Here is a 26,409-nt window from a genome sequence, read left to right as displayed (position 1 = left end):
ATGAGCACCGCCCTGCTGAAAATGGCAAATAAAATAGCTTATTGGGGAGGTTTAATAAGCCTGGTTGCCCACGAGCAGCCCGGCATTCTACACAGAGAGTTCGGGATATGTTGCAGTTCATACTCCGACGTTTGGGGTTAGTTATCCCAACGTTTATCGGCATTACTTTGCTGACCTTTGCTTTTGTCCATATGATCCCCGGTGACCCGGTGACCATCATGGCTGGGGAACGCGGAATCTCCGCTGAGCGCCATGCTCAAATCATGGCTGAAATGGGGCTAGACAAGCCTCTCTATCAACAATATTTCCATTATGTGAATGGCGTATTACATGGCGACCTCGGCATTTCGCTGAAAAGTCGCATTGCTGTCTGGGAAGAATTTGTTCCTCGCTTTAAAGCGACACTGGAGCTTGGGATCTGCGCGATGCTGTTTGCAATGGCGGTGGGTATCCCTGTCGGAGTGTTGGCGGCAGTCAAACGCGGTTCCGTATTTGATCACACCGCTGTCGGGATATCCCTGACGGGTTATTCGATGCCTATTTTCTGGTGGGGCATCATGCTGATTATGCTGGTTTCGGTGCAATGGAACCTCACCCCGGTGTCGGGGCGTGTCAGCGATACAGTCTTCCTTGATGATAGCCTTCCTTTGACCGGTTTTATGCTGATTGACACCTTTGTTTGGGGTGAACCAGGCGACTTTAAAGACGCCGTGATGCATATGATTTTACCCGCCATTGTGTTGGGCACCATTCCCCTCGCCGTTATCGTGCGCATGACCCGTTCCTCTATGCTGGAAGTCTTGGGCGAAGATTATATTCGTACCGCGCGCGCGAAAGGCCTGAGCCGGATGCGAGTCATTGTGGTTCATGCTCTGCGCAATGCTTTACTGCCGGTTGTGACGGTCATTGGCTTGCAGGTTGGCACCATGCTGGCAGGGGCAATTTTGACGGAAACCATCTTCTCCTGGCCGGGGTTAGGGCGCTGGTTGATGGACGCATTGCAACGCCGAGATTACCCGGTGGTACAGGGTGGGGTGTTGCTGGTCGCTATCATGATTATTTTAGTTAACTTGCTGGTAGATGTGCTCTATGGCGTAGTTAACCCGCGTATTCGTCACAAGAAATAAGGGGCGCAAAATGTCTCAACTTACTGAGTCTACAGTAAAAAGTGCGCCGAAGCCGATGACTCCATTGCAAGAGTTTTGGCACTATTTCAAGCGCAATAAAGGGGCTGTTATCGGCCTGTTTTACATCATTATTATGCTGGTGATCGCCGCAGGGGCGACCTGGCTTGCCCCCCACGGCCCGGCAGAGCAATTTCGCGATGCATTACTGAAGCCACCGGTCTGGGAAGCAGGCGGTAGCTGGAAGTTTATTCTTGGTACTGATGATGTGGGGCGCGATGTCTTGTCCCGCCTGATGTATGGTGCTCGCCTCTCACTGTTGGTCGGCTGCCTGGTGGTGGTGCTGTCATTGGTGATGGGGGTCGTTTTCGGTTTGCTGGCAGGTTATTTTGGCGGCGTTGTCGATGCCATCATTATGCGAATTGTCGATATCATGCTGGCACTGCCAAGTTTGTTGCTGGCGTTGGTTTTGGTGGCGGTGTTCGGGCCTTCGATTGTGAATGCCTCTCTGGCGCTAACCTTTGTTGCCTTACCGCATTATGTGCGGTTGACGCGGGCCGCAGTGTTGGTCGAGGTCAATCGCGACTACGTGACCGCCTCAAGAGTGGCTGGCGCGGGTGCGATGCGCCAGATGTTTATCAATATTTTGCCAAACTGCCTTGCGCCGCTGATCGTGCAGGCTTCTCTCGGCTTCTCTAACGCCATTCTGGATATGGCGGCTCTCGGCTTTCTCGGCATGGGTGCGCAACCGCCAACACCAGAATGGGGCACCATGCTCTCTGATGTGTTGCAGTTCGCCCAAAGCGCCTGGTGGGTCGTGACCTTCCCCGGTGTGGCGATTCTGCTGACGGTTCTGGCGTTTAACCTGATGGGGGACGGCCTGCGTGATGCTCTCGACCCCAAACTCAAGCAGTAACAGAGGTAGCGAGAGATGGCACTTTTAAATGTAGATAAATTATCGGTGCACTTCGGTGACGAAGGCGCGCCGTTCAAAGCAGTAGACCGCATCAGTTACAGCATTGAGCAAGGTCAGGTGGTCGGGATTGTCGGCGAATCTGGCTCCGGAAAATCGGTCAGTTCACTGGCAATCATGGGGCTGATTGATTACCCCGGTAAAGTGATGGCCGACAAACTGGAGTTTAATGGCCGCGACTTGACGAAAATATCTGAAAAAGAGCGGCGTCAGTTGGTGGGATCGGAAATCGCGATGATCTTCCAAGACCCAATGACCAGCCTTAACCCGTGCTATACCGTCGGTTTCCAAATTATGGAAGCACTGAAGGTACATCAGGGGGGCAACCGCAAAACCCGTCATCAGCGGGCAGTGGATTTACTGACCTTAGTGGGGATACCTGATCCGGCCTCACGGTTGGATGTTTATCCACACCAACTTTCTGGCGGGATGAGCCAGCGCGTAATGATTGCAATGGCGATTGCTTGCCGGCCTAAATTGTTAATTGCTGATGAGCCGACAACAGCACTGGACGTCACTATCCAGGCGCAGATTATTGAATTGCTGTTGGAATTACAGCAGCGCGAAAATATGGCGCTGTTGTTGATTACTCATGACCTGGCATTAGTTTCTGAGGCTGCTCATCATATTATTGTGATGTATGCCGGTCAGGTGGTTGAAACCGGCAAATCGTCAGAAATTTTCCGCACACCACGGCATCCCTATACCCAGGCATTATTGCGGGCGCTACCGGAGTTTGCACAGGATAAAGCACGGTTAGCCTCTTTGCCGGGTGTGGTTCCGGGTAAATATGACCGGCCTGAAGGCTGCTTGCTTAACCCACGTTGCCCGTATGCTAACGATCGTTGCCGCAGTGAAGAGCCAGAGTTATTGGGGCCGGCGGGGCGTCAGGTTAAATGCCATACACCGCTTGATGATGCGGGGAGGCCGACCTTATGAGTCAACCGATTGAAATGAAAAATGAATCACAAGCAACCAAACCACTGTTGCAAGCTATTGATTTAAAGAAATACTATCCGGTTAAAAAAGGGTTATTTGCCCCAGAGCGTTTGGTTAAAGCGCTTGATGGTGTGTCTTTCACATTGGAGCGGGGTAAAACTTTAGCGGTGGTTGGGGAGTCCGGCTGCGGTAAATCCACACTGGGCCGTTTACTGACGATGATAGAAATCCCTACCGGTGGTGAGCTTTACTACCAAGGTCAGGATTTGCTCAAACCGGATGAAAGTGCTGAAAAACTGCGCCGCCAGAAAATCCAGATTGTGTTCCAGAACCCTTATGGTTCACTGAATCCACGCAAGAAAGTGGGGCAGATTCTGGAAGAGCCGTTGCAAATCAATACCAAGCTTAGCAGCAAAGAACGTCGTGAAAAAACCTTGGCGATGATGGCAAAAGTCGGTTTAAAAACCGAACATTATGACCGCTATCCACATATGTTTTCCGGCGGTCAGCGCCAGCGCATCGCCATCGCGCGCGGGTTAATGTTGAATCCAGATGTGGTGATTGCCGATGAACCTGTTTCTGCGCTGGATGTGTCAGTGCGGGCGCAAGTATTGAACCTGATGATGGATTTGCAACAGGAGCTGGGGCTGTCGTATGTCTTTATCTCCCATGATCTGTCAGTGGTTGAGCATATTGCCGATGAAGTCATGGTGATGTATCTGGGGCGTTGTGTTGAAAAAGGCAGTAAAGAGGCCATTTTTAACAACCCACGCCACCCCTATACTCAAGCATTGTTATCGGCGACACCACGGCTCAACCCGGATATGCGCCGTGAGCGTATTAAGCTGACAGGTGAGTTACCAAGCCCAATGAGCCCACCGCCTGGCTGTGCATTTAATGCGCGTTGCCGTCGGGCATTCGGCACCTGTACTCAACTGCAACCGCAACTGAAGAAATACGGTGACCAAATGGTGGCCTGTTTTGCTGTTGATCAAGATGAAGCAGATAAAGCCAGTTAAGAATTTCTGGCTAAATATGCTATTCATTAAATATAAAAACGCCGATTATTCGGCGTTTTTTTTATAAACAGCACGCCACACCGAAATTAAATCACCTGCTGGACGCCCTGACTCTCATGAAAAATGAACATTTAAGGGTGAAGTAGCGCATTGATGTTGTTATCTCGATAGGAAAAGACTGAAACCCACGGTATTCTTCCCTCCGGTTAGTCATCACAGATAAAATGTGGAGGCGATCGAGTATACTCAGACAGAGTCGACGAGCAGCCATTAAATTGTGGCAACTATTTTATTTTATTCAGTCGGAATTGGCGGAGAACGAGTTTGCGGGTAAGGCGTTCGTTAACGATTAAACAAATGGCAGCAGTGGCAGTGGTCGCACTGGTGACTATCTGTATTTTTATCATCCTTCAGTTGTTCCACTTTGTGCAGCAGCGCAAAGATGATTACGCCAAGCAGTTGGAGAGCGCCGCTTATTCAATTCGCCAACCCCTATCTGAAGCTATTTTGAATGTTGATATTCCGCAAGCCAAACAAGTCCTCAATAGCTTGCTGCCCATTGGCGTTATTAGCCGTGCCGAAGTCATATTGCCAAACCAAATCCAGGTCTTAAACGCTAATTTCCCCACGGAACGGCCTGTTCCCCGCTGGGCGAAACGTGTTTTTTCTTTGCCAGTAGAGATAACTGTTCCGCTATATTCACTGGAACGGGTGTCTGCGAACCCGCAGCCATTGGCGCATTTGGTGTTGCGTGCCGATTCCTTTCGCATGTATCAGTTCATTCTCAGTGCGCTATCGGCAATGTTGTCTACTTATTTACTGCTAGCATTGGTGCTATCGGTTTCTATTGCCTGGTGTATTAATCGCTTAATTATTCACCCACTCCGGGCCATGGCCAAAGAGTTAGATAAAATCGGTCATCAAGGTGTGTTAAATCACCAACTTACTATGCCTGCTTATCATCAGGATGATGAACTGGGGGTGCTGGTGCATAATTATAATCGTAACCAGCAACTGTTAGCGGAGGCTTATACGGACATGAACCGTATTTATAGCCGCTTTCCTGTTACCCAATTGCCCAACCGCTCACTGTTTATGCACCTGCTCGAAGAAGATATTGCCAGTGGTATGCAGTGTGAGAAATTTCATCTGTTAGTCATTGGTATTGAAACCTTACAAGAGGTTTCCGGTGTAATGACTGAAGAGCAGCATCAGCAACTCTCGCTGACAATGGCGCAACGATTGGAACAGTGTCTTGATGAAAAAAGCTTATTGGCACAACTGAGCAAAACCGAATTTGCTGTGCTGGCCAGGGGCATCAGCCGCCCATTCCCAGCCATGCAACTGGCGCGGCGGATTATGACCCAAATCACCCAGCCATTAATATTTAGCAATATGCAACTGCGGCCCAGTGCCAGTATCGGAATAACAGATTATCAATCTCAAAATGAAACTGCCGAATGCTTGATGCGCAATGCCAGTACCGCCATGATGGCCGCCCACCATCAGGGGAGAAACCAAATTGTAGTCTTCGAACCGCGTTTGACGGAAAAAACGCAAAAACGGCTGACACAAGAAAATGACATTTTGCAGGCGATTGATAATCAAGATTTTGTTCTATTTTTGCAGCCGCAATGGGATATGCAACAGCCGCGGGTTATCGGCGCGGAAGCATTACTGCGTTGGCGTCAGGCTGATGGCAGCTATCAATCACCTTCTGAATTTGTCCCTGGGGCAGAAGAAGGCGGGGTGATGGTTCCACTAGGAAATTGGGTTCTGGAAGAGGCGTGCCGCATTCTGGCTGATTGGAAGGCGCAGGGCATTACTTTGTCTCTGGCTGTCAATATTTCAGGGTTGCAGGTGAAAAGTGATCAATTTCTACCCCATTTAAAAACCATAATCAGTCACTATCAAATAAACCCGCGCCAGCTTATCTTAGAGATAACCGAGACCGCCCGCCTTCAGGATCTGGATGAAGCCCTGATGTTATTGCGTGAATTACAAGGCCTGGGTTTATCTATCGCACTGGATGATTTTGGTATGGGATACTCAAGCCTACAGTATCTCAACCACCTGAAAGATTTGCCAATTAGCGCAATTAAGCTGGATAAAATCTTTGTCAAACACTTGCCAGAAGATGATGTCATGGCGCGTATTATCAGCACTATTTCCGAGGTGCTAAAACTAAGAGTGATTGCCGAAGGGATAGAAACCGATGAACAGCGCCAATGGCTATTAGCGCACGGCATTCATTACGGGCAGGGTTTTTTATTTTCAAAGGCGTTACCACGCGAGGAGTTTGAGACCCGCTATACACTGCGCCCTTGAGGTGCTAGCTGTGTTGGTTACTTGGTTACTTGGTTACTTGGTTACTCGGCCGCCCTTGGGCTCATAAGGGCCGCGCCTTTACCTTCCCCGGTTGTTTCTATAGCAGATATCTTTTCGTCAAATTCAACAATTATCCTTTCTCATATTAAGTCTTAATTACTATAAATAGAAACCTAGGCAAGACTTACTGGCGTGCATATTTATTGCTTTTTTTTACAGGGATTTCAAAAGTATTCTCAATTATATTAACTTAATTAAAATCAATAATAATAACCAAATGAAAATATTGCCCTTGATATTATTGATTTTATTTTTTTCTGCATACAATATTTTATCATAATTAGTCAAGACTATTTATTACGCAGAAAACCTCACAGAAAATAGCATCAATCCCTTACTACGCCTAGGATGTGACCGAATTCTGTCGGCATAAGTGCATTAAGTAAAGTTAATTACTTTGAACTTTGTCACATAAATGAACATTTGTTTAATTAATTTATAACTATTAGCCTTCGATCTCGGAACTTTATATCAAAATAAATAAAATAGCGTTTCATAAGTTAACTTTGTATTTATCATAATAATTATTTTTATTTATTAAAATAAGGTAGCTGTAATGAAATTTAAATTATTATCTCTGGCAATTGCATCACTTATCAGCACCAGCGCAATGGCAGTAACTATTGACTATCGTCATGAAACACAAGACCAAAGTGGTAATAATCATAAAGACCGTTTATTAATGTCTCACCGCTTTGCTAATGGCTTTGGGTTGTCTCTGGAAGGTAAATGGAAAAGTGCTTCTGACAAAGATAAACCCTTCCATGAAGGCGTGAGTAATGGCACAGAAGTGGTTGCCAGCTATGTGTATAAAATTGATAAAACATTCTCTCTCGAGCCCGGCTTCTCATTAGATTCAAGTTCTACCGCTAACAGCTATCGCCCTTATCTGCGTGGTAAGGCAAATATCATTGATGACCTCTCTGTTTCATTGCGTTATCGCCCTTATTACAAACGCACCAGCGCCAATATTAATACACCAAAAGATACTTCAGAACATGGCTATAATCTGACGAGTGTTCTCAGCTATAAAATTAGCAAAAATTATCAATTAGACTATGAGCTAGACTACAAGCAAGCCAATAAAGCCGGTGTGGTACTGTCTAATAATGAGAATTATGATTGGAGCCATGATTTCAAATTAACTTATAAGTGGGATAAAAGCTGGTCTCCTTATATGGCTATTGGTAATGTCTCCGGCAGTAAAAAAACAGATGAACGCCAAACTCGTTATCGTGTAGGGGTCAAATATAGTTTCTGATGATCTGAAATAATTAAATTATATTAATGACAAAGCGACATATTCAGTTCCGACTCCGTCGGAGCGACGGCAGCTATGGGCGCTCCGCCGGCTTACGCGGTTTATCTCCAATCAACTTTGTCTGCAGTTTAATTAAATTCTGACCTTTAGGGTCACACCTCGCTGTAACGACTTTGACAGGTAATAAAATAATGAAAAAAAGTGCGTTATTTTTGAGTATGGCAGCCTTGGCAATGATGTATATACCCGCCGGACAGGCAGCACAGACTGATCGCCTCTCGGTAGTAAAACAGTACGTCGATAATGTGTTACATAAGGCATCGGATACTTATCATGGTGATACGCCCAGCCCGCTGTTGGCGGACGGTGTTGACCCCCGCACTGGGCAGCAATTGGAATGGATATTCCCCGATGGCCGTCGGGCGGTGTTATCAAACTTCTCCGCACAGCAAAATCTAATGCGTGTGATGAGTGGCTTGAGTCAGTTGAGTGGCGACCCTCGTTATCAGAAACGTGCGGAAGATATTGTTCGCTATCATTTCCAGAACTATCAAGACCCAAGTGGCTTGCTGTATTGGGGCGGTCACCGGTTTGTTGATCTGAAAACCCTGCAACCAGAAGGGCCAAGTGAAAAAGAAATGGTGCATGAGCTGAAAAATGCTTATCCCTATTATGACCTGATGTTTAGTGTCGACAGTGATGCCACCACCCGCTTTATTCGCGGTTTTTGGAATGCCCATGTCTATGATTGGCGTATTCTCGAAACCAGCCGTCATGGCGAGTATGGCAAGCCAATGGGGGCGTTGTGGGAAAGTAAATTCGAGCAACAACCGCCTTTCTTTGCCACTAAAGGTCTGAGTTTTCTCAATGCTGGCAATGACCTGATTTATTCAGCATCTTTGCTCTATAAACATCAGCAAGATCAAGGCGCATTAGTTTGGGCCAAGCGGCTGGCAGATCAATATGTGTTACCGCGTGATGCCAAAACGGGTCTTGGCGTTTATCAGTTTACGCAAGCGCTAAAGCGCGAGGAACCCACTGACGACGCCGACACCCATTCTAAATTTGGTGATCGTGCTCAGCGCCAGTTTGGCCCAGAATTTGGCCCAACAGCATTGGAAGGCAACATGATGCTCAAAGGGCGCACCAGCACTCTGTATTCTGAAAATGCCTTAATGCAGTTGCAGTTGGGTAAAGATTTGGGGCCTCAGGGACAAGATTTACTGCAATGGACTGTGGATGGCCTGAAAGCTTTCGCTCAATATGCTTATAATGCTGAAGATAATACTTTCCGCCCGATGATGGCCAATGGGCAAGATTTATCAAATTACGCTCTCCCGCGAGATGGCTATTATGGCAAAAAAGGCACAGTGCTCAAGCCGTACAAAGCAGGCAATGAATTCTTGGTTTCCTACGCGCGTGCCTATGCTATTGATAATGACCCATTACTGTGGAAAGTGGCTCGCGGTATTGCCCATGACCAAGGGCTGGGTGAGTTAGGTTCAGCGCCTGGCAAAGAGGTGAAGGTCAAGTTGGATACCACCAACAGTGACCCCTACGCCTTATTTGCATTACTGGATCTCTATCATGCCAGCCAAGTAGAAGACTATCGGTTATTAGCTGAGAAAATCGGCGATAACATGATTAAAACCCGCTATATTGACGGCTTCTTTATGGATTCTCCCGATCGCCAATATGCAAATGTAGATGCCATAGAGCCTTATGCATTACTGGCGCTGGAGGCTTCATTGCGCAATAAGCCTCAGGCGGTTGCACCTTTCCTTAATGGTGCGGGTTTTACTGAGGGCGCTTACCGGATGGACGATGGGTCAGCCCGTGTCTCAACCCGTGATAATGAGCTATTCTTACTCAACGTTGGGGAGACATTGCAACCGAACGGGCGTAAATAAACAGTCCCGACAGCGGCCCGTGCTGGGGCCGTTGTTGGTAAAAGTGTCGAGTGGCGGCTTCCCAGGGTTTGTTACCCGACACTTTTACCCACGGGTACGATTTTGTGATAACCGATTCTGTTACCACCGAGTCTTCGTAATAACTGAGTTTTCATCATCACTGGGGTCATTACTGGCAAGATATCCCCCCCAAATCTTCTGTTCTCCACCTATCCGGCCCGCTTATTTCCCACTTTTCCTGTTACCCATCATTTTGGGTTAATTGTCTGGTTGATCTGACTGTATTTCCATTATTGCTTTCGCTTGAAGCGTTTCAGTTCTTAGTTTCGCATCAAGGGTGCAATCCAGTGCAACTAATAATTTCCATATTGTTATGAGGGTGTTATTTTCCGCGCAAGCACGGATAAAAAAGAAGTGTCATTCAATTATCACTGAGAGCAAAGCGACGAGCTGCCGTGTATTTCTCCAAAAGGACATAGTTATGAAAGCTTCAATATTTAAAAGTCTTTATTTTCAGGTGTTAACGGCGATTACATTGGGCGTTTTGTTAGGCCATTTTTACCCAGAACTCGGCGCTCAAATGAAACCTTTGGGTGATGGATTTGTTAAACTAATTAAAATGATTATCGCACCCGTGATTTTCTGTACCGTCGTAACCGGTATTGCGGGCATGGAAAGTATGAAAGCCGTTGGCCGTACAGGTGCCATTGCGCTGCTCTATTTTGAGATTGTCAGTACAATTGCGCTACTGATTGGCTTGGTGATTGTTAACGTGGTGCAACCCGGCGCTGGGATGAATATCGACCCGGCGACACTCGATGCCAAAGCGGTTGCACTTTATGCTGAGCAAGCCTCGCAGCAAGGGATTATACCTTTCCTACTGGACATCATTCCCGGTAGCGTCGTCGGTGCTTTTGCCAGCGGTAATATTCTGCAAGTATTGATGTTTGCTGTTCTGTTCGGTTTCGCCCTGCATCGTTTGGGTGAAAAAGGCCAGCTTATCTTCAATGTTATCGAGAGTTTCTCCCGCGTTATCTTCGGCATCATCAATATGATTATGCGCCTGGCCCCTATTGGTGCTTTTGGTGCGATGGCCTTTACTATCGGTAAATACGGGGTGGGCAGCTTGGTGCAACTGGGCCAGCTGATTATCTGCTTCTATGCTACCTGTATTCTGTTTGTGGTTGTGGTGCTGGGTTCTATCGCGAAATTTAATGGTTTCAACATCTTCAAATTTATCCGCTATATAAAAGAAGAGTTGCTTATCGTGCTGGGGACATCATCCTCGGAGTCTGTGCTGCCGCGCATGCTAGATAAGATGGAAAAAGCCGGCTGTAAGAAATCTGTAGTGGGGCTGGTTATTCCGACCGGTTACTCTTTTAACCTGGACGGCACCTCTATTTACCTGACTATGGCGGCGGTATTTATCGCGCAGGCGACCAATACCCATATGGATGTTATTCATCAGGTCACCCTGCTTGTGGTGCTGTTGCTTTCTTCAAAGGGTGCCGCAGGGGTTACGGGCAGTGGCTTTATTGTGTTGGCGGCCACCATCTCCGCCGTTGGGCATTTACCTTTGGCGGGATTGGCACTGATTCTGGGTATCGACCGTTTCATGTCAGAAGCGCGTGCGCTAACGAATCTGGTTGGGAATGGCGTGGCAACCATCGTCGTGGCCAAATGGTGTAAACAGTTGGATAACGACCAGTTGCAAGCGGTGTTATCAAATAAAGCGGTACCTAATGGTGAGATAAAAACCGGTGCTTCTTCCTGATAAAACCCAAACAAAGAAATAAGCAATTTATCCTGTCAAATCACTGCCGGTGACACCGCGTTACCGGCAGTACTTCTTCGCAATATCTCAGCTTTATCCCTCTTTTTCTGATACTAATTACCATTTAGATACTATTTTTTACTCTGATGAGTGACATCGGCAAAAGCATGCGGTCTAACAGAATGGTACACTCCCACCTCCTGTTTTTATGGTGGCGATAACCGTTGATTTTTCAGTCAATAATGACGCTATAGTGATGAATTGTTACAGGCTTGATGGCGCTATTGTGACCATAGATAAGGTGCTGGCATACTCACCACTGGCAGTTCGCGTGAAAACACGAGCGATTTACGTAAAATTGTATTGTTTTAAAATTGGATAGTTTATTAAGTAGGGGTTCACATGCAGGGCACCAGAATTCGTCTTATAGTTGGTGGGTTATTGTTGGCCGCCGCCAGCAGTAATGTGCAGGCTGAAGCACTACAACCCGATCCTGCCTGGCAGCAGGGGAAGTTAGAAAACGGGTTTTCATGGCAGTTGCTGGCGACACCGCAGCGCCCTAGCGATAGGGTCGAGTTACGTCTGGTGGTGAATGCGGGCTCATTATCTGAAGGCAGCCAACAAGTTGGTTTTGCCCATCTGTTGCCACGTTTGGCATTAATGAGCAGCGCGAGTTTTACTCCTGCCCAACTTCAGTCGCTGTGGCAGCAAGGGGTTGATAATGAGCGCCCATTGCCACCGGCGATTACATCTTATGATTTCACCTTATACAGCCTTAGCTTGCCCAATAATCGCCCTGATCTGCTGAAAGAAGCATTGGCGTGGTTATCTGATACCAGTGGCAAGCTGGCAATCAGCGAACAAACAGTCAATGCGGCGTTGAATAGTGCGACCGATCCTATCGCGACTTTCCCGCAAAATATTCAAGAACCTTGGTGGCGCTATCGTCTTAAAGGTTCTTCTTTGATTGGTCATGATCCGGGTCAACCGGTCGCAAAACCCGTTGATATAGAGAAGCTGAAACAGTTTTATCAGCAATGGTATACCCCAGATGCCATGACGTTATATGTGGTCGGGAATGTTGACAGCCGCAGTATTGCTGCTCAAATCAGCAAAGCGTTCTCTGAATTGAAAGGGAAACGCACTACGCCAGCGCCTATGGCCATGTTAGCGGCATTGCCACCAGAGCCTGTGAGCCTGATGAGCGAGCAGGCGGCGCAAGATACGTTGTCGCTGATGTGGGATACCCCGTGGCATCCCATTCAGGATTCTCAAGCATTAAGTCGTTATTGGCGCAGTGATTTGGCGCGAGAAGCCTTGTTCTGGCATATCCAGCAGGTGTTGGATAAAAGTGATCAAAAGAACCTGAAATTAGGTTTTGATTGTCGGGTGCAATATCAGCGAGCGCAATGTGCTATTCACTTGAATACTTCTGCTGATAATCTGACGCCGGGAATGAGTTTTGTCGCCCGCGAGCTGACTAATTTACGCAAAAATGGCCTGAGTCAGACAGAGTTTGATGCCTTAATGGTGCAGAAAAAAGATCAACTCAGTAAATTGTTCACTACCTATGCCCGCACCGATACCGACATTCTGATGAGCCAGCGTTTGCGTTCACAGCAAAGTGGTGTGGTGGATATTGCACCAGAACAATATCAGAAGCTGCGACAGGCATTTTTATCAGATTTGACGTTGGCCGAGCTGAATCAGGAGTTGAAACAGCAATTATCGCAAGAAACGACGTTGATTCTGACCCAGCCCAAAGGCGAACCGGAAGTGAATGTAAAAGCATTGCAGGATGCGTATAACGCGATTATGACGCCACACACTGTGGTGCCAGAAGGCGGCGCGCCCGCAATCAGTGCTGCGGAGGTTGTGCCGCCAACACCGGCTACTGCGCAATAACCCGAATTTCCGCAATGAAAAAGCCCAACATAGAAATCCTGGGCTTTTTTTTTCGGGGTTCACATTCCTTGGGGCCGTCCGACAATTTATGTCGTTACGCCCTCAGGGGCTGCTTCGCCTTTATTTTGGCTTGCTGAGATATCCTCTGCTGGTGGGGTGCCCGCCAACAGAGGGTAATTCAATCAGACTGCGGGCATTGCCGCCAGTGGAATGATAGCGCCACGATATTGAATCACTGTGCTGGCAGTCAAATGGCCGCGTATTGCCGCATCATGGGCGCTGCCACCGGTTAGGCGAACCGCCAGGTAACCGGCACTGAAGGAATCCCCAGCCGCCGTTGTATCTACCACTTTCTCTTTCGGTAGTTTCACGGCAGGTACATCGTATTGGTGTGCTTCAAAACCCTCTTTCACCCAAACAATGCAAGAATCTGCACCGCGTTTGACAATAATTTCACTGACACCCAAAGCTTGAGTCCGGTCAATCACTTGCTCCAGTGGCTTCTCGCCCCACAGCATATCTTCATCATCCAGAGTCAGGAACGCGATATCAGTGCAAGCTAACATGTCGCGGTAGGCTTCCTGAGTCTCTTCCTTGCTTTGCCACAGACGTGGGCGGTAATTGTTATCAAAGATAACTTTGCCACCATTGGCGCGACAGGCGCGGAGCAATTTCAGTAACCGCTGGCGTGAAGCGCTGTCGAGGATTGCCAGGCTAATACCACTGAGGTACAGGTAATCAAATTTTTCCAGCTGTTGGCAGATTTCATCCGCCGCTGGGCTGCTGAGCCAGAAACGTGCCGCGGCATCATTGCGCCAGTAATAGAACGTCCGCTCACCCGTGCTGTCGGTTTCGATGAAGTACAGCCCTGGCAGTTTATTATCCATACGCTGAATAAGGTCAGTGTGGATGTTTTCCTGCTGCCAGGCTTCCAGCATTTCATTACTGAAGCTGTCAGTGCCTAATGCTGTCACGTAATGCACATTCAGGGCCTGCTGTGACACCTGACGGGCAACATACACTGCGGTATTTAGCGTATCACCGCCAAAGCCCCGGCTAAGGTCGGTACCTTTTTGTGACAGTTCAATCATGCATTCGCCGATAACGGCAATCTTTTTGCTGGTCATGGGAAACAGGCCTATTTCTGAAGGAGGAATCAGTGACGAAATAAGGTTAGTCTCACTGCTGGCTTAGTCAGAGTCAATAGTATTAAAACATCGTTTTAAATTTTTTATGATATAGGTCGGGAAACAGCTAAGTTTCCCGCAGTTCAGAGCCCAATTAGGATGTTTTTCGCAGGTCGGTAACGCTGTGTCCGCCAATACCCCAGTTATCTGTATCCACTTCATCAATCACGACGACGGTGGTTGCAGGGTTTTTCCCCAGTGTATCGACTAATAATTGGGTGACTCCGGCGATCAGTTGCTTTTTCTGTTCCGCAGTCGCCCCTTCGCGTGTGATTTTAATATTTACGTAGGGCATATTTATCTCCATTAATGCTAATGGCATTATTGAGTTAACTAATGTATACACTTATAACTTGAAATTGTAGGGCTGCTAGCGGCAGTTACATCCTCGAGTCACTGATTTAGGTTAGTTCACCGGGATTTACTCGTTTGCGGCCTGCCCACAATCCCAATCATTTTGGGTACAGAAGGCTTTAATGTGTCGTGCTCGCATACATTTTGAAATCTATTGGGTACATATAAAGTTCTGGTCACCTGAGTCGATAATATCTCTGGAAGAAAAATTATCCCCCACTGGGTGTCAGCAGATTTGCTGCAATACAGATTACAGCAACTGTCAGGTGCCCTGAAACATGGCGACTAAACTGATGACCAATAAAATATCAGGTTTACTTGCGCCATCCTTTGCCGCTATTGATCGAAATAAAGGACAGAGCTTCTGGCGGCAATGTCAGCGTCGGTATACTTTTCAACCTATCTATCGCACCACAGGTGCGCTGCTGGCGATCGAGTTGCTAACGGCTGTTTTTCATCCTTCCTCACCGGATACTCGCTTGAATCCGGAAGATTATTTTAATTCTATCAGTATCCGCGCACGTCTGGATGTAGTGCTGGAACAGCTGACCATGCTTAAGCAGTGGCATGCGATATTTATGCATCATGAGGTGCTGGTTTCTATCAATATTGATGGGCAAGCGCTAATGGAGATGCAAGATGACCGCCAGGCAAAATTGTTGATTGATGCCATGCCCTATATTCGCTTTGAATTGCTTGAACATGTCGATACCTCCCTTGATACCCCCTTTGCACACATTGCTGAAGCAGACCGGCTCTGGCTGGATGATTTTGGTAGCGGGCTGGCAAATTTCACTTCATTTATCAGTTGGCGTTATGAATACATCAAAGTTGCCAGAGACCTGTTTATCGTGTTGCGGGAAAGTGATGCTGGCAACCAACTGTTTTTCACACTGATAACCTTAATGGGTAGATACAGTAAAGGGGTGATTGTGGAAGGGGTAGAAACCTCGGAGGAGTGGGCAATGGTACAGCGCTCTGATGCGACGGCGGCACAGGGTTATTATCTTTCCCGACCAACCACATTTGATAGATTACAAACGCTTCCTATGTTGTTTTGCGGTTAATGACAGCTGCGAAAAGGCTTTTTCTTTAAGAAACAGTGATATCTATTCCTCGTGTTATTTCGCCCTCTCCCCCGGATTCAGTTGCCCAAACCTTGGGCACTCTCATCAACCAAGGTTAAATCTACTATAGTTAAAGGCATCTTCTGAATCTGCACTCTCATCAGTTAATGATATTTCGATTCAAATACCGTGAATTGGCTCTTGTTTGAGCCGCTCTTCGGTGTGGATTTGGTTTTATACATCATGAGTACTGGCATGGAGCAGTTATGACCAAGACCGGAAAAGTGTTGGCGGGCGTTAGCGCAGTTATTCTGCTGTTATTGGCCGCTGTCATCGTGTTTGTTTTAACTTTCGACTGGAACCGCCTCAAACCGACGATTAACGAAAAAGTGTCTGTTGAGCTGCAACGTCCTTTTGCTATTCGCGGCAACCTCGGAGTGGATTGGTCACGGAAAGATTCTCAACCGGGGTGGCGTGGTTGGGTGCCCTGGCCGCATATCCATGCGGAAGATTTGGTGCTGGGTAACCCGGCGAATCTCGTCAGTGAGCAGGGGGCAGACAAAACGCAATCCACCTCATTCCCCGCTGGAGAAATGGTCACCTTAAAACGGGTTGATGCCAGCATTGCACCCTTGGCTCTGCTGGCCAAGAAAGTGGTGATACCGCGTATTTGGCTGACACAACCGGATGCCAATTTGCGCCGGCTGGCTAACGGCAAGAACAATTGGACATTTAATCTGGCGAATAGCCCGACCCAGGGCGATAGCTCGCCTTCATCCTGGTCGGTAAATATCCACGACATTGTTTTTGATCGCGGCGAGATAAACCTGCAGGACGCCATATTGAAAGCTGACCTTCAGGTCGTGATTGACCCTCTGGGTAAGCCGTTGCCGTTTGCCGAGGTCATTGGCGTGCGTAATCAGAAAACAGGGAATCAGCTGGCGGATAAGGTGAAAAGTAACACGGCCGATTATATTTTTGGTTGGAAAGTTGAAGGTAAGTATCAGGGCCAGCCATTAACCGGCAGTGGGAAAATGGGCGGCATGCTGTCGATGAGTGATGCAAATGTGCCATTTCCGCTACAAGCTGATGTGCGCTCTGGCACCACAAGAGCGACGGTGGTGGGTACTTTAACGGACCCCGGTAATTTGGCTGGGTTGGATCTGCAATTAACGTTCTCTGGTACCAGCCTGGATAATCTCTATCCACTGATTGGGGTGTTACTGCCCGCCACGCCGCCCTACAACACGGATGGCCGCTTAATTACTAGCCTCAAGCAATCCGATGGCACGGTTTATCGTTATGAAAACTTTAACGGCAAAATTGGTGAAAGCGATATTCACGGCAATCTGACCTATACCGCCCGCCAGCCCCGCCCATCACTCGCTGGCAATTTGTCATCGGAAAAATTACGTTTTACTGATTTGGCACCTTTAATTGGTGCTGATTCTAATCAGGAAAAAGCCCGACGTGGTGAACGAAACCGACAACCGGCCAATAAAGTGTTGCCGACCGAGAAGTTTGATACCAAAAGCTGGGATGTCATGGATGCAGATATTACCTATACAGCCAAGCATATAGACCGGGATAAATCATTACCATTAACTGATTTATCGACTCATCTGCTGCTGAATAATGGCGAGTTACTGCTCGACCCGCTGCGGTTCGGTATCGCGGGAGGTAATCTCAATGCCACTATGCGCCTTAACGGCAACAAAAACCCCATGTATGGCAAGGTTGATTTGCATGCTCGTCACCTGCAACTGAAAGAGCTGGTACCGCAGGTAAAGGCGATGCGAAATAGCCTTGGGCAATTAAATGGTGATGCGTCATTCACTGCTACCGGTAATTCAGTTGCTGCTTTGTTGGCAACCAGCAATGGTCACCTGCGTTTGTTACTGAATCAGGGACTAATCAGCCGCAGCCTGATGGAATTGCTGGGTTTGAATGTGGGGAATTATCTGGTGGAGAAGTTGTTTGGCGATAAGGAGGAGAAAATTAACTGTGCGGTAGCAGATATTCAGCTGCGCAATGGTTTGGCGACACCGCGCCTGTTTATCATCGACACCGAGAATGCGGTTATTAACATTACAGGGAATCTCAACTTTGCCACCGAGCGGCTGGATTTATCTATTAATCCAGAAAGCAAAGGGCTGCGAATTCTGACTTTACGTTCTCCGCTGTATGTTAAAGGCACCTTTAAGCGGCCAGAGACCGGTGTAAAAACACAGGCATTGATTGCGCGTGGAACCATTGCCGCCGTGTTGGGTGTGGCGTTAACACCGGCGGCGGCATTATTGGCGCTGATTTCTCCCAGCGAAGCCGAAAAAAATCAGTGCGCGCCGTTCTTGCGCCAAATGAAGCAAAAGAAATAACTTATCAAATGGCGGGGGGCTGGGGGAGCAGCTTGCAACTGTGATCTTGCAGCTCCTCTACCGAAGCAAGATGCAATTTCAATGGGCTTATTTTGCTGGCCAGCAGTAAAAACTCCCCATTTGGCAATGCGGTCATGGCTAAACCATAGTCGCCCATGTGGTCTTTTGCACCCGCCACTTCATCTGCTAACAGAAGAAATGCACCCGATTGCAGTAATTCCGCCGCCGTTGTGCGCCGAGCCAGATAATCATGCCCCAGTAAGCCGCCGGGCAGTGGTTGCCATTGTTGACGGAAATCAGCTTCCTGTGCCGCCAGTGCGGTTTTTACCTGTGGTTTTAGACAAGAAATATGGATATGTAGCTGATCCTGACTACGCCCATATTTGGAATTTATGGCGAGTGAGATATTGGAGTCATCAATTGGAGCGCCATATTTAGCCGCCATATAATGGCGAGCTTGCCAGGCATCAAAGAAATAGTTTGGGCTGCTGGTGGTCAATAATTGCGGGCTTTCAATACCGCTGACTTTAGCGGTCGGCATCAATAAATACTGTAATGGCCCATGAATATCTTTGTAGACCACAAAACCATCTTGGGTATCGACTTCAATACAAGGCTGTGGGTTATGCTCGGTGGCCATATTGGGCACACATTGCTGGCTGACAATTTTCCATAGTGCATCGGCATTACTGAAGCGCAATTTATACCCTGCGGCGAGTAATATCACGGCGAGTAATATCAGTAAAAACCAAGGTTTCTTGATATAGCGTGGCATAGGTGTTCCTTCACTTTCCATGACGAGCCATCAGTGTAGTAACAAATCTACGGGGTAAGCATCCCCCATAATACTTATATCTCATTAATGGGGGCGGTTTTTATCCGGCGGGATTTACTGTGAAACGTTGCTGGTATGTTCGGGTTCTTGCTCTGCCTTATTGCTCGTTTCTTGGGGTAAGGTGCCATCCTCGGCGTAACGGGCAGTGGCAATCCAGGCGGCACAGAATAAGGTTAGTCGGGCGAAAAAGTAGAAAAACGCCATTAAGCCGATCACTGAGCCAAAAGCAGCCCCAGATGGGGAGCTGGCAAGGCGCGGTAACATCATGGTCATAATAAATTTGATTATTTCAAAGCCGATAGCGGCAATTAATGTGCCGCGCAGCAGTGCTTTTTTCTTGGGTTTATGGCGCGGAAGAATCCAGAATATCCATAAAAATAACAGATAGTTAGCTGCTATGGAGATGGATAGCGCGATTAATGTCATCACCGGTCGCAACCATTCAATTCCCCCCAGCCCTAATGCATTAACAATCGCTGACTGCGCCGCCCCAGCAACAGAGGTGAGTGACAGCGTAATAATCAGGGCGATAACCAACCCGATGAGTGAGACAAAATCGCGGGCATAGCGGTAATAGAATTTCTCTTGATCCTGCGGATTACGTTCCCATACATCTCGGGACTGAGCACGAATGGCTTCGCGCAGATTTCCCATCCAACTGATGCCGGAATAAAGCGCAATAGCTAACCCCGTCAGCCCGACGGTGGTGCGTTGTTGAATGGCGGTATTGACGGTGTTTTTCAGTGTGGCAGCTAAACTTGGGTCACTGATGGTATTCACAATTTTATTAATTAATTCAGCTAATAAGTCAGGATTAGATGCCAGGACAAAACCGACCGCAGCAAAAGAAACCATTAAAATAGGGATCAGCGACAAAAATGAAAAATAAGTAATGGCCGCACCGAACTGACTGCCCAGCCGGTCATTAAAACGATCTGTTGCACGAATAATATGGGCAATAGCAGGGTAAGCTTTAACCCGGTCGCTTATTCGCTCCACTGCGGAAATCGCTTTTTTACCGGTGTTAATTCCCGTGGCCAGTGGTGTTAAGTTGTCGCGCGGTGCGTTCGGCATAATTCCCCTTAATGACGTTAATCCATGCCTTATGCAGATGATTATTCAACAAAATATAACATAAAACGGCGGCTAATCTGTTGATAATAGCAGAGTCGATGCCTATCACAACCGCAGAGGTCAATTTCCGTGGCGTGCAGTGTTGCCGTTATTATCAATACTATTTTGTATTCAAAAATTCTATTAATCGCTATTTTGCTAAAAGCTATCGTGATAATTATTTTAATAACTTGGCGATAAATAGAGTGGTTTAAATAAGAAATAAAAAAGGCCATAAACCCTGCGGTTTATAGCCTTTCATGCTCTTTTTGTTCGGCCTTAGCGCATAGTTACAAATTCTTCAGCAGCTGTTGGGTGGATAGCAACAGTGTTGTCGAAATCTTTCTTCGTCGCGCCCATCTTCACTGCTACGGCGAATCCTTGCAGGATTTCATCCATACCAAAGCCGATGCCGTGGATACCGACAATTTTCTCTTCCGCCCCGACACAGACTAACTTCATCCGGCATGGCTGGCGGTGCTGAGTCACGGCACTGTACATCGCGGTAAATGAAGATTTGTAGACTTTCACCTGATCGTCGCCAAATTTCTCGCGCGCTTGTGGCTCCGTCAAACCTATGGTGCCAATAGGCGGATGGCTGAACACCACGGTTGGGATATTACTGTAATCCAGATGCTCGTCCGGCTTGTTGTTGAACAGGCGCTCAGACAAACGGCGACCCGCTGCCACAGCTACAGGAGTCAGTTCAACGGCACCGGTATTATCGCCGACGGCATAGACACCTTTAACGTTAGTATTCTGGAACTTATCAACCTCGATATAGCCTTTGTCATTGGTTTTAACACCACTGGCTGACAGATTCAGGTTATCCGTTGCGGGTTCACGGCCAATCGCCCAAATCAGGTGGTCGACAGTAACTTCTGTGCCATTTTCCAGTTGCAGCGTTAGGCTGCCATCGGCATTTTTGATGACCACTTTTGGCACTGATTCAGTGTGCAGTTTCGGCCCTTCGGTATTCATGACTTCCAGCAGGGTTTCAACAATCAACGGATCAAAAGTACGCAGTGGCGCATGCTTGCGTACAAACAGGTGTGTTTCTGTGCCTAAGCCATTGAGAACACCCGCGATTTCTACCGCGATATAACCAGCACCCACCACGGCAACCCGTTTTGGCATTTCGTCTAACTCGAAGAAACCATCGGAGTCGATACCGAATTGCGCACCAGGAATATCTGGCCGGCTTGGGCGGCCACCAGTGGCTATCAAAATGTGGTCAGCGGTTATTTTCTCGCCATTAACTTCCACAGTATGGGCATCAATGAAACGAGCAAATCCATGAATAACATCAACTTTATTGTTGCCTAAACCACGTTCATAAGACTGATGGATACGATCGATATAAGCAGTACGATTGGCAATCAGCTTTTTCCAATCGAAATGGTTCACTGTGGTATCGAAGCCGTAATCCGGGCCATATAAATGAATCGCTTCCGCGATTTGCGCGGCATGCCACATCACTTTTTTCGGCACACAACCGACATTCACACAGGTGCCGCCGAGTTGTTTTGCTTCGATCAGCGCACATTTTTTGCCGTACATGGCAGCCCGGTTGATCGACGCAATCCCGCCACTGCCACCGCCAATTGCTAGATAATCGTAATGTTTGGTCATCAGGGTCGTTTCCAAGTCGTTTAAAAAATTGCCTAAGAGTTTAACGTTTGCCAGCACTTTGTCGCAAAGGTTGCATCAATTACTCTAATAGGTAGCTTATTCCAAGACTAAGTTTTGTTCAGGCACTCATGTTGTTCAGGACTCGATTTTATTCAGGTGCTAGGTTTATTCAGGGACTACCCACTTGACCAGTGTATGCCCGTGGCCTGATGGAACCAGTGCCTTATGCAGCCAAGGCAACAGAGTGTTCATTTGCTGTTCCAGTTTCCACGGCGGGTTGATAACAATCATGCCAGAGGCGGTCATGCCATGCTGGTCACTGTCTGGGCGTACGGCCAATTCAATTTGCAAAATACGGCGGATGCCAGTGGCTTCCAGATCACGTAATAAACGTTTGATTTGCTGACGTAGAACCACTGGATACCATAAGGCATAGGTACCCGTTGCAAAACGCTTATAACCTTCCTGAATACCTTTTACCACATCCTGATAATCAGTTTTCATTTCATACGGCGGGTCAATCAGAATAAAACCACGGCGTGACGCTGGCGGCAATTGTGACTTAAGCTGTTGATAACCATCAGCTCGAACCACTTTGGCGCGCTCATCTTTGGCAAATTCATTGCGCAGCAGTGGATAATCACTTGGATGCAGTTCTGTTAGATGAATTTTGTCGTATTCGCGCAATAAATGACGTGCAATCAAAGGTGAACCTGGGTAATAGCGCAACTTCTCGGCCCGGTTAAAATAGTTGATGGCACTCATGTATGGGGCTAGATCTTCAGGTAAATCATCGCGTTGCCATAGTTTCCCGATACCTTCAAGGTATTCGCCGGTACGTTCGGCATGCTCGCCACTCAGCTGGTAGCGCCCAGCTCCGGCGTGGGTGTCCAGATAGAGGAAAGGTTTTTCTTTTTCTTTCAAAGACTCAATAATCAGGCTTTGAACCGTGTGTTTAAGGACGTCGGCATGGTTGCCGGCGTGAAAGCTATGGCGGTAACTTAACATTTTATTTTAACCAATTGATATTCTAATATAAATCAGTGATTTAGTGAGAATATATGCTGTAGATTGTGACAGCGCTTGTTATCTGTGGATGCAATAAGCACCCTGGTCAGAGACCGCAGTCAGCACATTATGGCAACTAGTATAAACTGTCTGGTGGATAAAAAGTGAAAAGCATTAATTTGCGGTGAATACATCATCTCGCTGCGATGGATATCAAAACGAATGGATAAAATAATGAATAAAAAGATTCTGGCCGAACGATACCCTGACGCCCTGCACTGGGCGTTTGGCGATAGCCCTGAAATGGCTGATGAACTGGCACAACTGGTGATCAGTGGGGTTAAAACGGCCTCATGTGGTTCGTATCATGCTTATAAGTCAGAGGTTTCTCCGGCTATAGGTGATTACAACGTCATTCTCGATGGCCGAAATGAGCCGGTTTGCGTAATAAGGACAATCAGCTTAACACTGGTTCGTTATTGCGATGTCACCGCAGAGATGGCCGCCCAAGAAGGTGAGGGCGATAAAAGCCTGACGTACTGGCAGCAAGAGCATCAGGAATTTTTTGAACGCGCAGGGAGTTTTTCTCCTGATATGCTGCTGGTCTTTGAGCAATTTAAGCGGGTCGAGGTTCTTGATTAACCCGCCGGCCATTGATTTTCATGCTGGCAGACCTCATGTTAATTATTCATCCGTAATTTATTCTCTGCTGCTGGGCATATTCTGGCGCGGAAATTCAAAAAATAATCAGGACACCCTATGACAAATCCGCTGTTGACTCCGTTCTCCCTGCCGCCATTTTCTGCTATTCGCCCTGAAGATATCGTGCCGGCGGTGAAATCCGCTCTGGATGAATGCCGTCAAGCGGTGGAGCGGGTAGTTGCCCAGCCGGGGCCTTTCACATGGGATAATTTGTGCCAGCCGCTGGCTGAATCTGACGATCGTTTATCACGGATTTGGTCGCCAGTGGGGCACTTGAACTCGGTGAAAAATAGCCCTGAATTGCGCACGGCTTATGAGCAAAGTTTGCCATTGTTGTCTGAGTACGGCACTTGGGTCGGCCAACATAAAGGTTTGTATCAGGCCTATGTCAGCTTGAAAGAAGGGCCTGGGTTTGAAGCCCTGACGGCCCCGCAACGCAAAGCAGTGGAAAACGCACTACGTGATTTCCAGTTATCGGGTATTGGCCTGGAGCCGGAACAACAAAAACGTTATGGCGAAATCGTCGCTCGCCTGTCTGAGCTGGGCTCGACCTACAGCAATAACGTGCTCGATGCCACTATGGGCTGGAGCAAGCTGATTACCAATGTGAATCAACTGCAAGGGTTGCCGGAAAGCGCATTGGCCGCCGCCAAAGCCATGGCCGAAGCCAAAGAGCAAGATGGCTGGTTACTGACATTAGACATGCCGAGTTACCTGCCGGTGCTGACTTATGCCGATAATGCCCATTTGCGCGAAGAAATGTACCGCGCTTTTGCCACCCGCGCCTCTGATCAAGGGCCAAATGCAGGCAAATGGGATAACAGCGAAATCATGGCAGAAATTCTGACGTTGCGTCATGAATTGGCTCAACTGCTTGGTTTTAATAGCTATGCGGATAAATCACTGGCGACCAAGATGGCCGAAAGCCCACATCAAGTACTGGGCTTCTTAAATGATTTGGCGAAACGTGCTCGCCCTCAAGCTGAAAAAGAACTGGCTCAATTACAGGCTTTTGCTAAAGAACATTATGGTGTCAGTGAGCTGGCGGCTTGGGATATCACTTATTATTCCGAGAAACAAAAACAGCATTTGTTCTCCATCAGTGATGAACAATTGCGGCCCTATTTCCCAGAACAGCGAGTAGTGGAAGGGCTGTTCGAGGTGGTGAAACGCATTTATGGCATTACCGCCAAAGAGCGCCACGATGTTGATACCTGGCATCCGGATGTGCGTTTCTTCGAGCTATATGATGCTAGCGGCGAACTGCGCGGCAGCTTCTATCTGGATTTATACGCCCGTGAAAATAAACGCGGCGGGGCCTGGATGGATGATTGTGTTGGCAGTTTGCGTTTGGCAAATGGCCAATTACAAAAACCGGTAGCTTACCTGACCTGCAATTTCAATGGGCCTGTTGGGGGCAAACCGGCGCTGTTCACTCATAATGAAGTGACCACGTTGTTCCATGAATTTGGTCATGGTTTGCATCATATGTTGACCAAAATTGATACTGCGGGTGTCTCTGGTATTAATGGTGTGCCGTGGGATGCGGTCGAATTGCCAAGCCAATTTATGGAAAACTGGTGCTGGGAGCCGGAAGCACTGGCCTTTATTTCTGGCCATTATCAAACCAACGAGCCACTACCGCAAGAAATGCTGGATAAACTGCTGGCGGCGAAAAATTATCAGGCAGCGCTGTTTATTCTGCGCCAGCTGGAGTTTGGCCTGTTCGATTTCCGCATGCATTATGAGTTTAATCCACTGACGGGCGCACAAATCTTGCCTGTCTTGTATGAAGTGAAAAAACAGGTCGCAGTGGTGCCATCGCCAACATGGGGCCGCTTCCCACATGCTTTCAGCCATATTTTTGCCGGTGGTTATGCTGCGGGTTATTACAGCTATCTATGGGCAGAAGTGCTCTCTGCCGATGCTTTCTCGCGCTTTGAGGAAGAAGGCATTTTCAATGCGGCAACCGGGCAGTCATTCCTTGACAGCATTTTATCTCGCGGAGGTTCAGAGGAGCCAATGACCCTGTTCAAGCGCTTCCGTGGCCGTGAACCGCAGTTGGATGCTATGCTGCGCCATTACGGTATTAAGGGCTAGAATGTGTCACAGGTAAGTATTTGTTTATTGTCTGAAGAAGGTGCCGATCCCGGCACCTTGTCTATTCTGGCCGAGCGCTGGGGATTGGTGTCTGACGAGCAGGCGATTATGGCGCTGGTATTAACACCAGAGCGCCTGGAACTGCGTAAAAGAGATGAGCCAAAACTCGGTGGCATCTATGTTGATTTTGTCTCCGGCACTCAGGCCCATCGCCGCAAGTTTGGTGGCGGGCGCGGAGAGGCTGTCGCCAAAGCGGTGGGTGTCAAAAAAGGCTATTTGCCACGAGTGGTTGATGCTACCGCAGGGCTGGGGCGGGATGCTTTTGTGCTGGCAGCGCTAGGTTGCCATGTCCAAATGCTGGAACGTAATCCCGTGGTCGCCGCATTGCTGGATGATGGTTTGCGTCGCGGTTATCAGGATGCCGAGATTGGCCCCTGGTTACGCGAGCGCCTAACATTGTTGCATGCGTCCAGCTTAACCGCGCTGGCAGACATTGAGCCACGGCCCGAAGTCGTTTACCTCGACCCAATGTATCCACACCGGCAAAAAAGCGCACTAGTTAAAAAGGAAATGCGGGTATTCCAATCATTAGTGGGCGCAGATGAAGACGCGGATGGCTTACTGGCACCAGCGCGGGCATTGGCAACCAAGCGCGTAGTGGTGAAGCGCCCAGATTATGCTGAACCCTTGGCGGGGGTTGCGGCGCAGGGCGCAGTGACAACCAAGAGCCACCGTTTTGACTT

Annotated in this window: 20 protein-coding genes; 14 read left to right on the top strand and 6 right to left on the bottom strand. The window is 47.9% G+C overall.

Annotation, left to right across the window (positions count from 1 at the left end):
- Window positions 1–107: 107 nt before the first annotated feature.
- The 9 genes from dppB to YROHD0001_RS13030 all read left to right on the top strand — a co-directional run bounded on the left by dppB (window position 108) and on the right by YROHD0001_RS13030 (window position 13,293).
- Window positions 108–1,127, top strand: coding sequence for a dipeptide ABC transporter permease DppB (gene dppB, locus YROHD0001_RS12990; protein WP_032816314.1), 1,020 nt, complete (start codon window positions 108–110; stop codon window positions 1,125–1,127).
- Between the two features lie 10 nt (window positions 1,128–1,137).
- Window positions 1,138–2,040 carry a dipeptide ABC transporter permease DppC gene (gene dppC / locus YROHD0001_RS12995; RefSeq protein WP_032816313.1) on the top strand — a complete coding sequence of 301 codons (903 nt, stop codon included), beginning with the start codon at window positions 1,138–1,140 and terminating at the stop codon, window positions 2,038–2,040.
- Window positions 2,041–2,055: 15 nt separating this feature from the next.
- Window positions 2,056–3,036, top strand: a complete 981-nt coding sequence (gene dppD / locus YROHD0001_RS13000; RefSeq protein ID WP_004713807.1) for a dipeptide ABC transporter ATP-binding protein — start codon at window positions 2,056–2,058, stop codon at window positions 3,034–3,036.
- A 14-nt stretch (window positions 3,037–3,050) separates the two neighbouring features.
- On the top strand, window positions 3,051–4,055 hold the full coding sequence (dppF, locus tag YROHD0001_RS13005; RefSeq protein WP_004713806.1) for a dipeptide ABC transporter ATP-binding subunit DppF: 1,005 nt from the start codon (window positions 3,051–3,053) through the stop codon (window positions 4,053–4,055).
- 324 nt (window positions 4,056–4,379) lie between these two features.
- Window positions 4,380–6,383 (top strand): biofilm formation regulator HmsP, encoded by a 2,004-nt coding sequence (hmsP, locus tag YROHD0001_RS13010; RefSeq protein ID WP_211206078.1) that lies wholly within the window; start codon window positions 4,380–4,382, stop codon window positions 6,381–6,383.
- Between the two features lie 616 nt (window positions 6,384–6,999).
- Window positions 7,000–7,704, top strand: coding sequence for an oligogalacturonate-specific porin KdgM family protein (locus YROHD0001_RS13015; protein WP_004713803.1), 705 nt, complete (start codon window positions 7,000–7,002; stop codon window positions 7,702–7,704).
- A 191-nt stretch (window positions 7,705–7,895) separates the two neighbouring features.
- Window positions 7,896–9,614, top strand: coding sequence for a pectate lyase (locus tag YROHD0001_RS13020; RefSeq protein WP_032816311.1), 1,719 nt, complete (start codon window positions 7,896–7,898; stop codon window positions 9,612–9,614).
- A 481-nt stretch (window positions 9,615–10,095) separates the two neighbouring features.
- A complete protein-coding gene (locus YROHD0001_RS13025; protein WP_004713799.1) occupies window positions 10,096–11,388 on the top strand; it encodes a dicarboxylate/amino acid:cation symporter in 1,293 nt (430 codons plus the stop codon).
- Between the two features lie 402 nt (window positions 11,389–11,790).
- Window positions 11,791–13,293 carry a M16 family metallopeptidase gene (locus YROHD0001_RS13030; RefSeq protein WP_004713798.1) on the top strand — a complete coding sequence of 501 codons (1,503 nt, stop codon included), beginning with the start codon at window positions 11,791–11,793 and terminating at the stop codon, window positions 13,291–13,293.
- Between the two features lie 182 nt (window positions 13,294–13,475).
- On the opposite strand, the gene kdgK is transcribed toward YROHD0001_RS13030, so the two are convergent.
- Both kdgK and YROHD0001_RS13040 read right to left on the bottom strand, forming a co-directional pair.
- Window positions 13,476–14,420, bottom strand: a complete 945-nt coding sequence (gene kdgK, locus YROHD0001_RS13035) for a 2-dehydro-3-deoxygluconokinase (protein WP_004713795.1) — start codon at window positions 14,418–14,420, stop codon at window positions 13,476–13,478.
- A gap of 154 nt (window positions 14,421–14,574) precedes the next feature.
- On the bottom strand, window positions 14,575–14,775 hold the full coding sequence (locus tag YROHD0001_RS13040; RefSeq protein WP_032816310.1) for a 2-hydroxymuconate tautomerase family protein: 201 nt from the start codon (window positions 14,773–14,775) through the stop codon (window positions 14,575–14,577).
- A gap of 337 nt (window positions 14,776–15,112) precedes the next feature.
- Between YROHD0001_RS13040 and pdeH the strand changes: the two genes are divergently transcribed.
- Both pdeH and YROHD0001_RS13050 read left to right on the top strand, forming a co-directional pair.
- A complete protein-coding gene (gene pdeH, locus YROHD0001_RS13045; RefSeq protein WP_004713793.1) occupies window positions 15,113–15,901 on the top strand; it encodes a cyclic-guanylate-specific phosphodiesterase in 789 nt (262 codons plus the stop codon).
- A 266-nt stretch (window positions 15,902–16,167) separates the two neighbouring features.
- Window positions 16,168–18,276, top strand: coding sequence for an AsmA family protein (locus tag YROHD0001_RS13050; protein WP_004713792.1), 2,109 nt, complete (start codon window positions 16,168–16,170; stop codon window positions 18,274–18,276).
- Between the two features lie 4 nt (window positions 18,277–18,280).
- Here the strand turns inward: YROHD0001_RS13050 and YROHD0001_RS13055 are convergent, their stop codons facing one another.
- From YROHD0001_RS13055 to YROHD0001_RS13070, 4 genes are all read right to left on the bottom strand, one after another.
- On the bottom strand, window positions 18,281–19,051 hold the full coding sequence (locus YROHD0001_RS13055) for a CDP-diacylglycerol diphosphatase (protein WP_032816308.1): 771 nt from the start codon (window positions 19,049–19,051) through the stop codon (window positions 18,281–18,283).
- A 114-nt stretch (window positions 19,052–19,165) separates the two neighbouring features.
- The gene (yhjD, locus tag YROHD0001_RS13060; protein WP_004713790.1) at window positions 19,166–20,185 is read right to left on the bottom strand and encodes an inner membrane protein YhjD; all 1,020 of its coding nucleotides are present in this window, start codon (window positions 20,183–20,185) and stop codon (window positions 19,166–19,168) included.
- A 318-nt stretch (window positions 20,186–20,503) separates the two neighbouring features.
- Window positions 20,504–21,856, bottom strand: a complete 1,353-nt coding sequence (gorA, locus tag YROHD0001_RS13065; RefSeq protein ID WP_004713788.1) for a glutathione-disulfide reductase — start codon at window positions 21,854–21,856, stop codon at window positions 20,504–20,506.
- Window positions 21,857–22,021: 165 nt separating this feature from the next.
- The gene (locus tag YROHD0001_RS13070) at window positions 22,022–22,864 is read right to left on the bottom strand and encodes a 23S rRNA (adenine(2030)-N(6))-methyltransferase RlmJ (RefSeq protein WP_004713787.1); all 843 of its coding nucleotides are present in this window, start codon (window positions 22,862–22,864) and stop codon (window positions 22,022–22,024) included.
- Between the two features lie 234 nt (window positions 22,865–23,098).
- Between YROHD0001_RS13070 and YROHD0001_RS13075 the strand changes: the two genes are divergently transcribed.
- From YROHD0001_RS13075 to rsmJ, 3 genes are all read left to right on the top strand, one after another.
- Window positions 23,099–23,506 (top strand): ASCH domain-containing protein, encoded by a 408-nt coding sequence (locus YROHD0001_RS13075; RefSeq protein ID WP_032816307.1) that lies wholly within the window; start codon window positions 23,099–23,101, stop codon window positions 23,504–23,506.
- A gap of 117 nt (window positions 23,507–23,623) precedes the next feature.
- On the top strand, window positions 23,624–25,666 hold the full coding sequence (gene prlC, locus YROHD0001_RS13080; RefSeq protein ID WP_004713785.1) for an oligopeptidase A: 2,043 nt from the start codon (window positions 23,624–23,626) through the stop codon (window positions 25,664–25,666).
- Window positions 25,667–25,669: 3 nt separating this feature from the next.
- Window positions 25,670–26,409: 16S rRNA (guanine(1516)-N(2))-methyltransferase RsmJ (gene rsmJ / locus YROHD0001_RS13085; RefSeq protein WP_004713784.1), on the top strand; the 740-nt coding region annotated here is incomplete at its 3' end.

The sequence above is a fragment of the Yersinia rohdei ATCC 43380 genome, assembly GCF_000173775.1.
GTDB classification, from domain to species: Bacteria; Pseudomonadota; Gammaproteobacteria; order Enterobacterales; family Enterobacteriaceae; genus Yersinia; species Yersinia rohdei.
This window is presented reverse-complemented; position numbering and strand designations above follow the sequence as displayed.

What these genes read in the sequence shown, in the direction of transcription:
- gorA (WP_004713788.1), bottom strand. Translation starts at nt 21,856, where the DNA reads ATGACCAAACATTACGATTATCTAGCAATTGGCGGTGGCAGTGGCGGG.
- dppD (WP_004713807.1), top strand. Translation starts at nt 2,056, where the DNA reads ATGGCACTTTTAAATGTAGATAAATTATCGGTGCACTTCGGTGACGAA.
- YROHD0001_RS13025 (WP_004713799.1), top strand. Translation starts at nt 10,096, where the DNA reads ATGAAAGCTTCAATATTTAAAAGTCTTTATTTTCAGGTGTTAACGGCG.
- pdeH (WP_004713793.1), top strand. Translation starts at nt 15,113, where the DNA reads ATGGCGACTAAACTGATGACCAATAAAATATCAGGTTTACTTGCGCCA.
- dppF (WP_004713806.1), top strand. Translation starts at nt 3,051, where the DNA reads ATGAAAAATGAATCACAAGCAACCAAACCACTGTTGCAAGCTATTGAT.
- kdgK (WP_004713795.1), bottom strand. Translation starts at nt 14,420, where the DNA reads ATGACCAGCAAAAAGATTGCCGTTATCGGCGAATGCATGATTGAACTG.
- YROHD0001_RS13040 (WP_032816310.1), bottom strand. Translation starts at nt 14,775, where the DNA reads ATGCCCTACGTAAATATTAAAATCACACGCGAAGGGGCGACTGCGGAA.
- YROHD0001_RS13030 (WP_004713798.1), top strand. Translation starts at nt 11,791, where the DNA reads ATGCAGGGCACCAGAATTCGTCTTATAGTTGGTGGGTTATTGTTGGCC.
- prlC (WP_004713785.1), top strand. Translation starts at nt 23,624, where the DNA reads ATGACAAATCCGCTGTTGACTCCGTTCTCCCTGCCGCCATTTTCTGCT.
- YROHD0001_RS13055 (WP_032816308.1), bottom strand. Translation starts at nt 19,051, where the DNA reads ATGCCACGCTATATCAAGAAACCTTGGTTTTTACTGATATTACTCGCC.
- YROHD0001_RS13015 (WP_004713803.1), top strand. Translation starts at nt 7,000, where the DNA reads ATGAAATTTAAATTATTATCTCTGGCAATTGCATCACTTATCAGCACC.
- YROHD0001_RS13020 (WP_032816311.1), top strand. Translation starts at nt 7,896, where the DNA reads ATGAAAAAAAGTGCGTTATTTTTGAGTATGGCAGCCTTGGCAATGATG.
- YROHD0001_RS13050 (WP_004713792.1), top strand. Translation starts at nt 16,168, where the DNA reads ATGACCAAGACCGGAAAAGTGTTGGCGGGCGTTAGCGCAGTTATTCTG.
- dppB (WP_032816314.1), top strand. Translation starts at nt 108, where the DNA reads ATGTTGCAGTTCATACTCCGACGTTTGGGGTTAGTTATCCCAACGTTT.
- dppC (WP_032816313.1), top strand. Translation starts at nt 1,138, where the DNA reads ATGTCTCAACTTACTGAGTCTACAGTAAAAAGTGCGCCGAAGCCGATG.
- yhjD (WP_004713790.1), bottom strand. Translation starts at nt 20,185, where the DNA reads ATGCCGAACGCACCGCGCGACAACTTAACACCACTGGCCACGGGAATT.
- YROHD0001_RS13070 (WP_004713787.1), bottom strand. Translation starts at nt 22,864, where the DNA reads ATGTTAAGTTACCGCCATAGCTTTCACGCCGGCAACCATGCCGACGTC.
- YROHD0001_RS13075 (WP_032816307.1), top strand. Translation starts at nt 23,099, where the DNA reads ATGAATAAAAAGATTCTGGCCGAACGATACCCTGACGCCCTGCACTGG.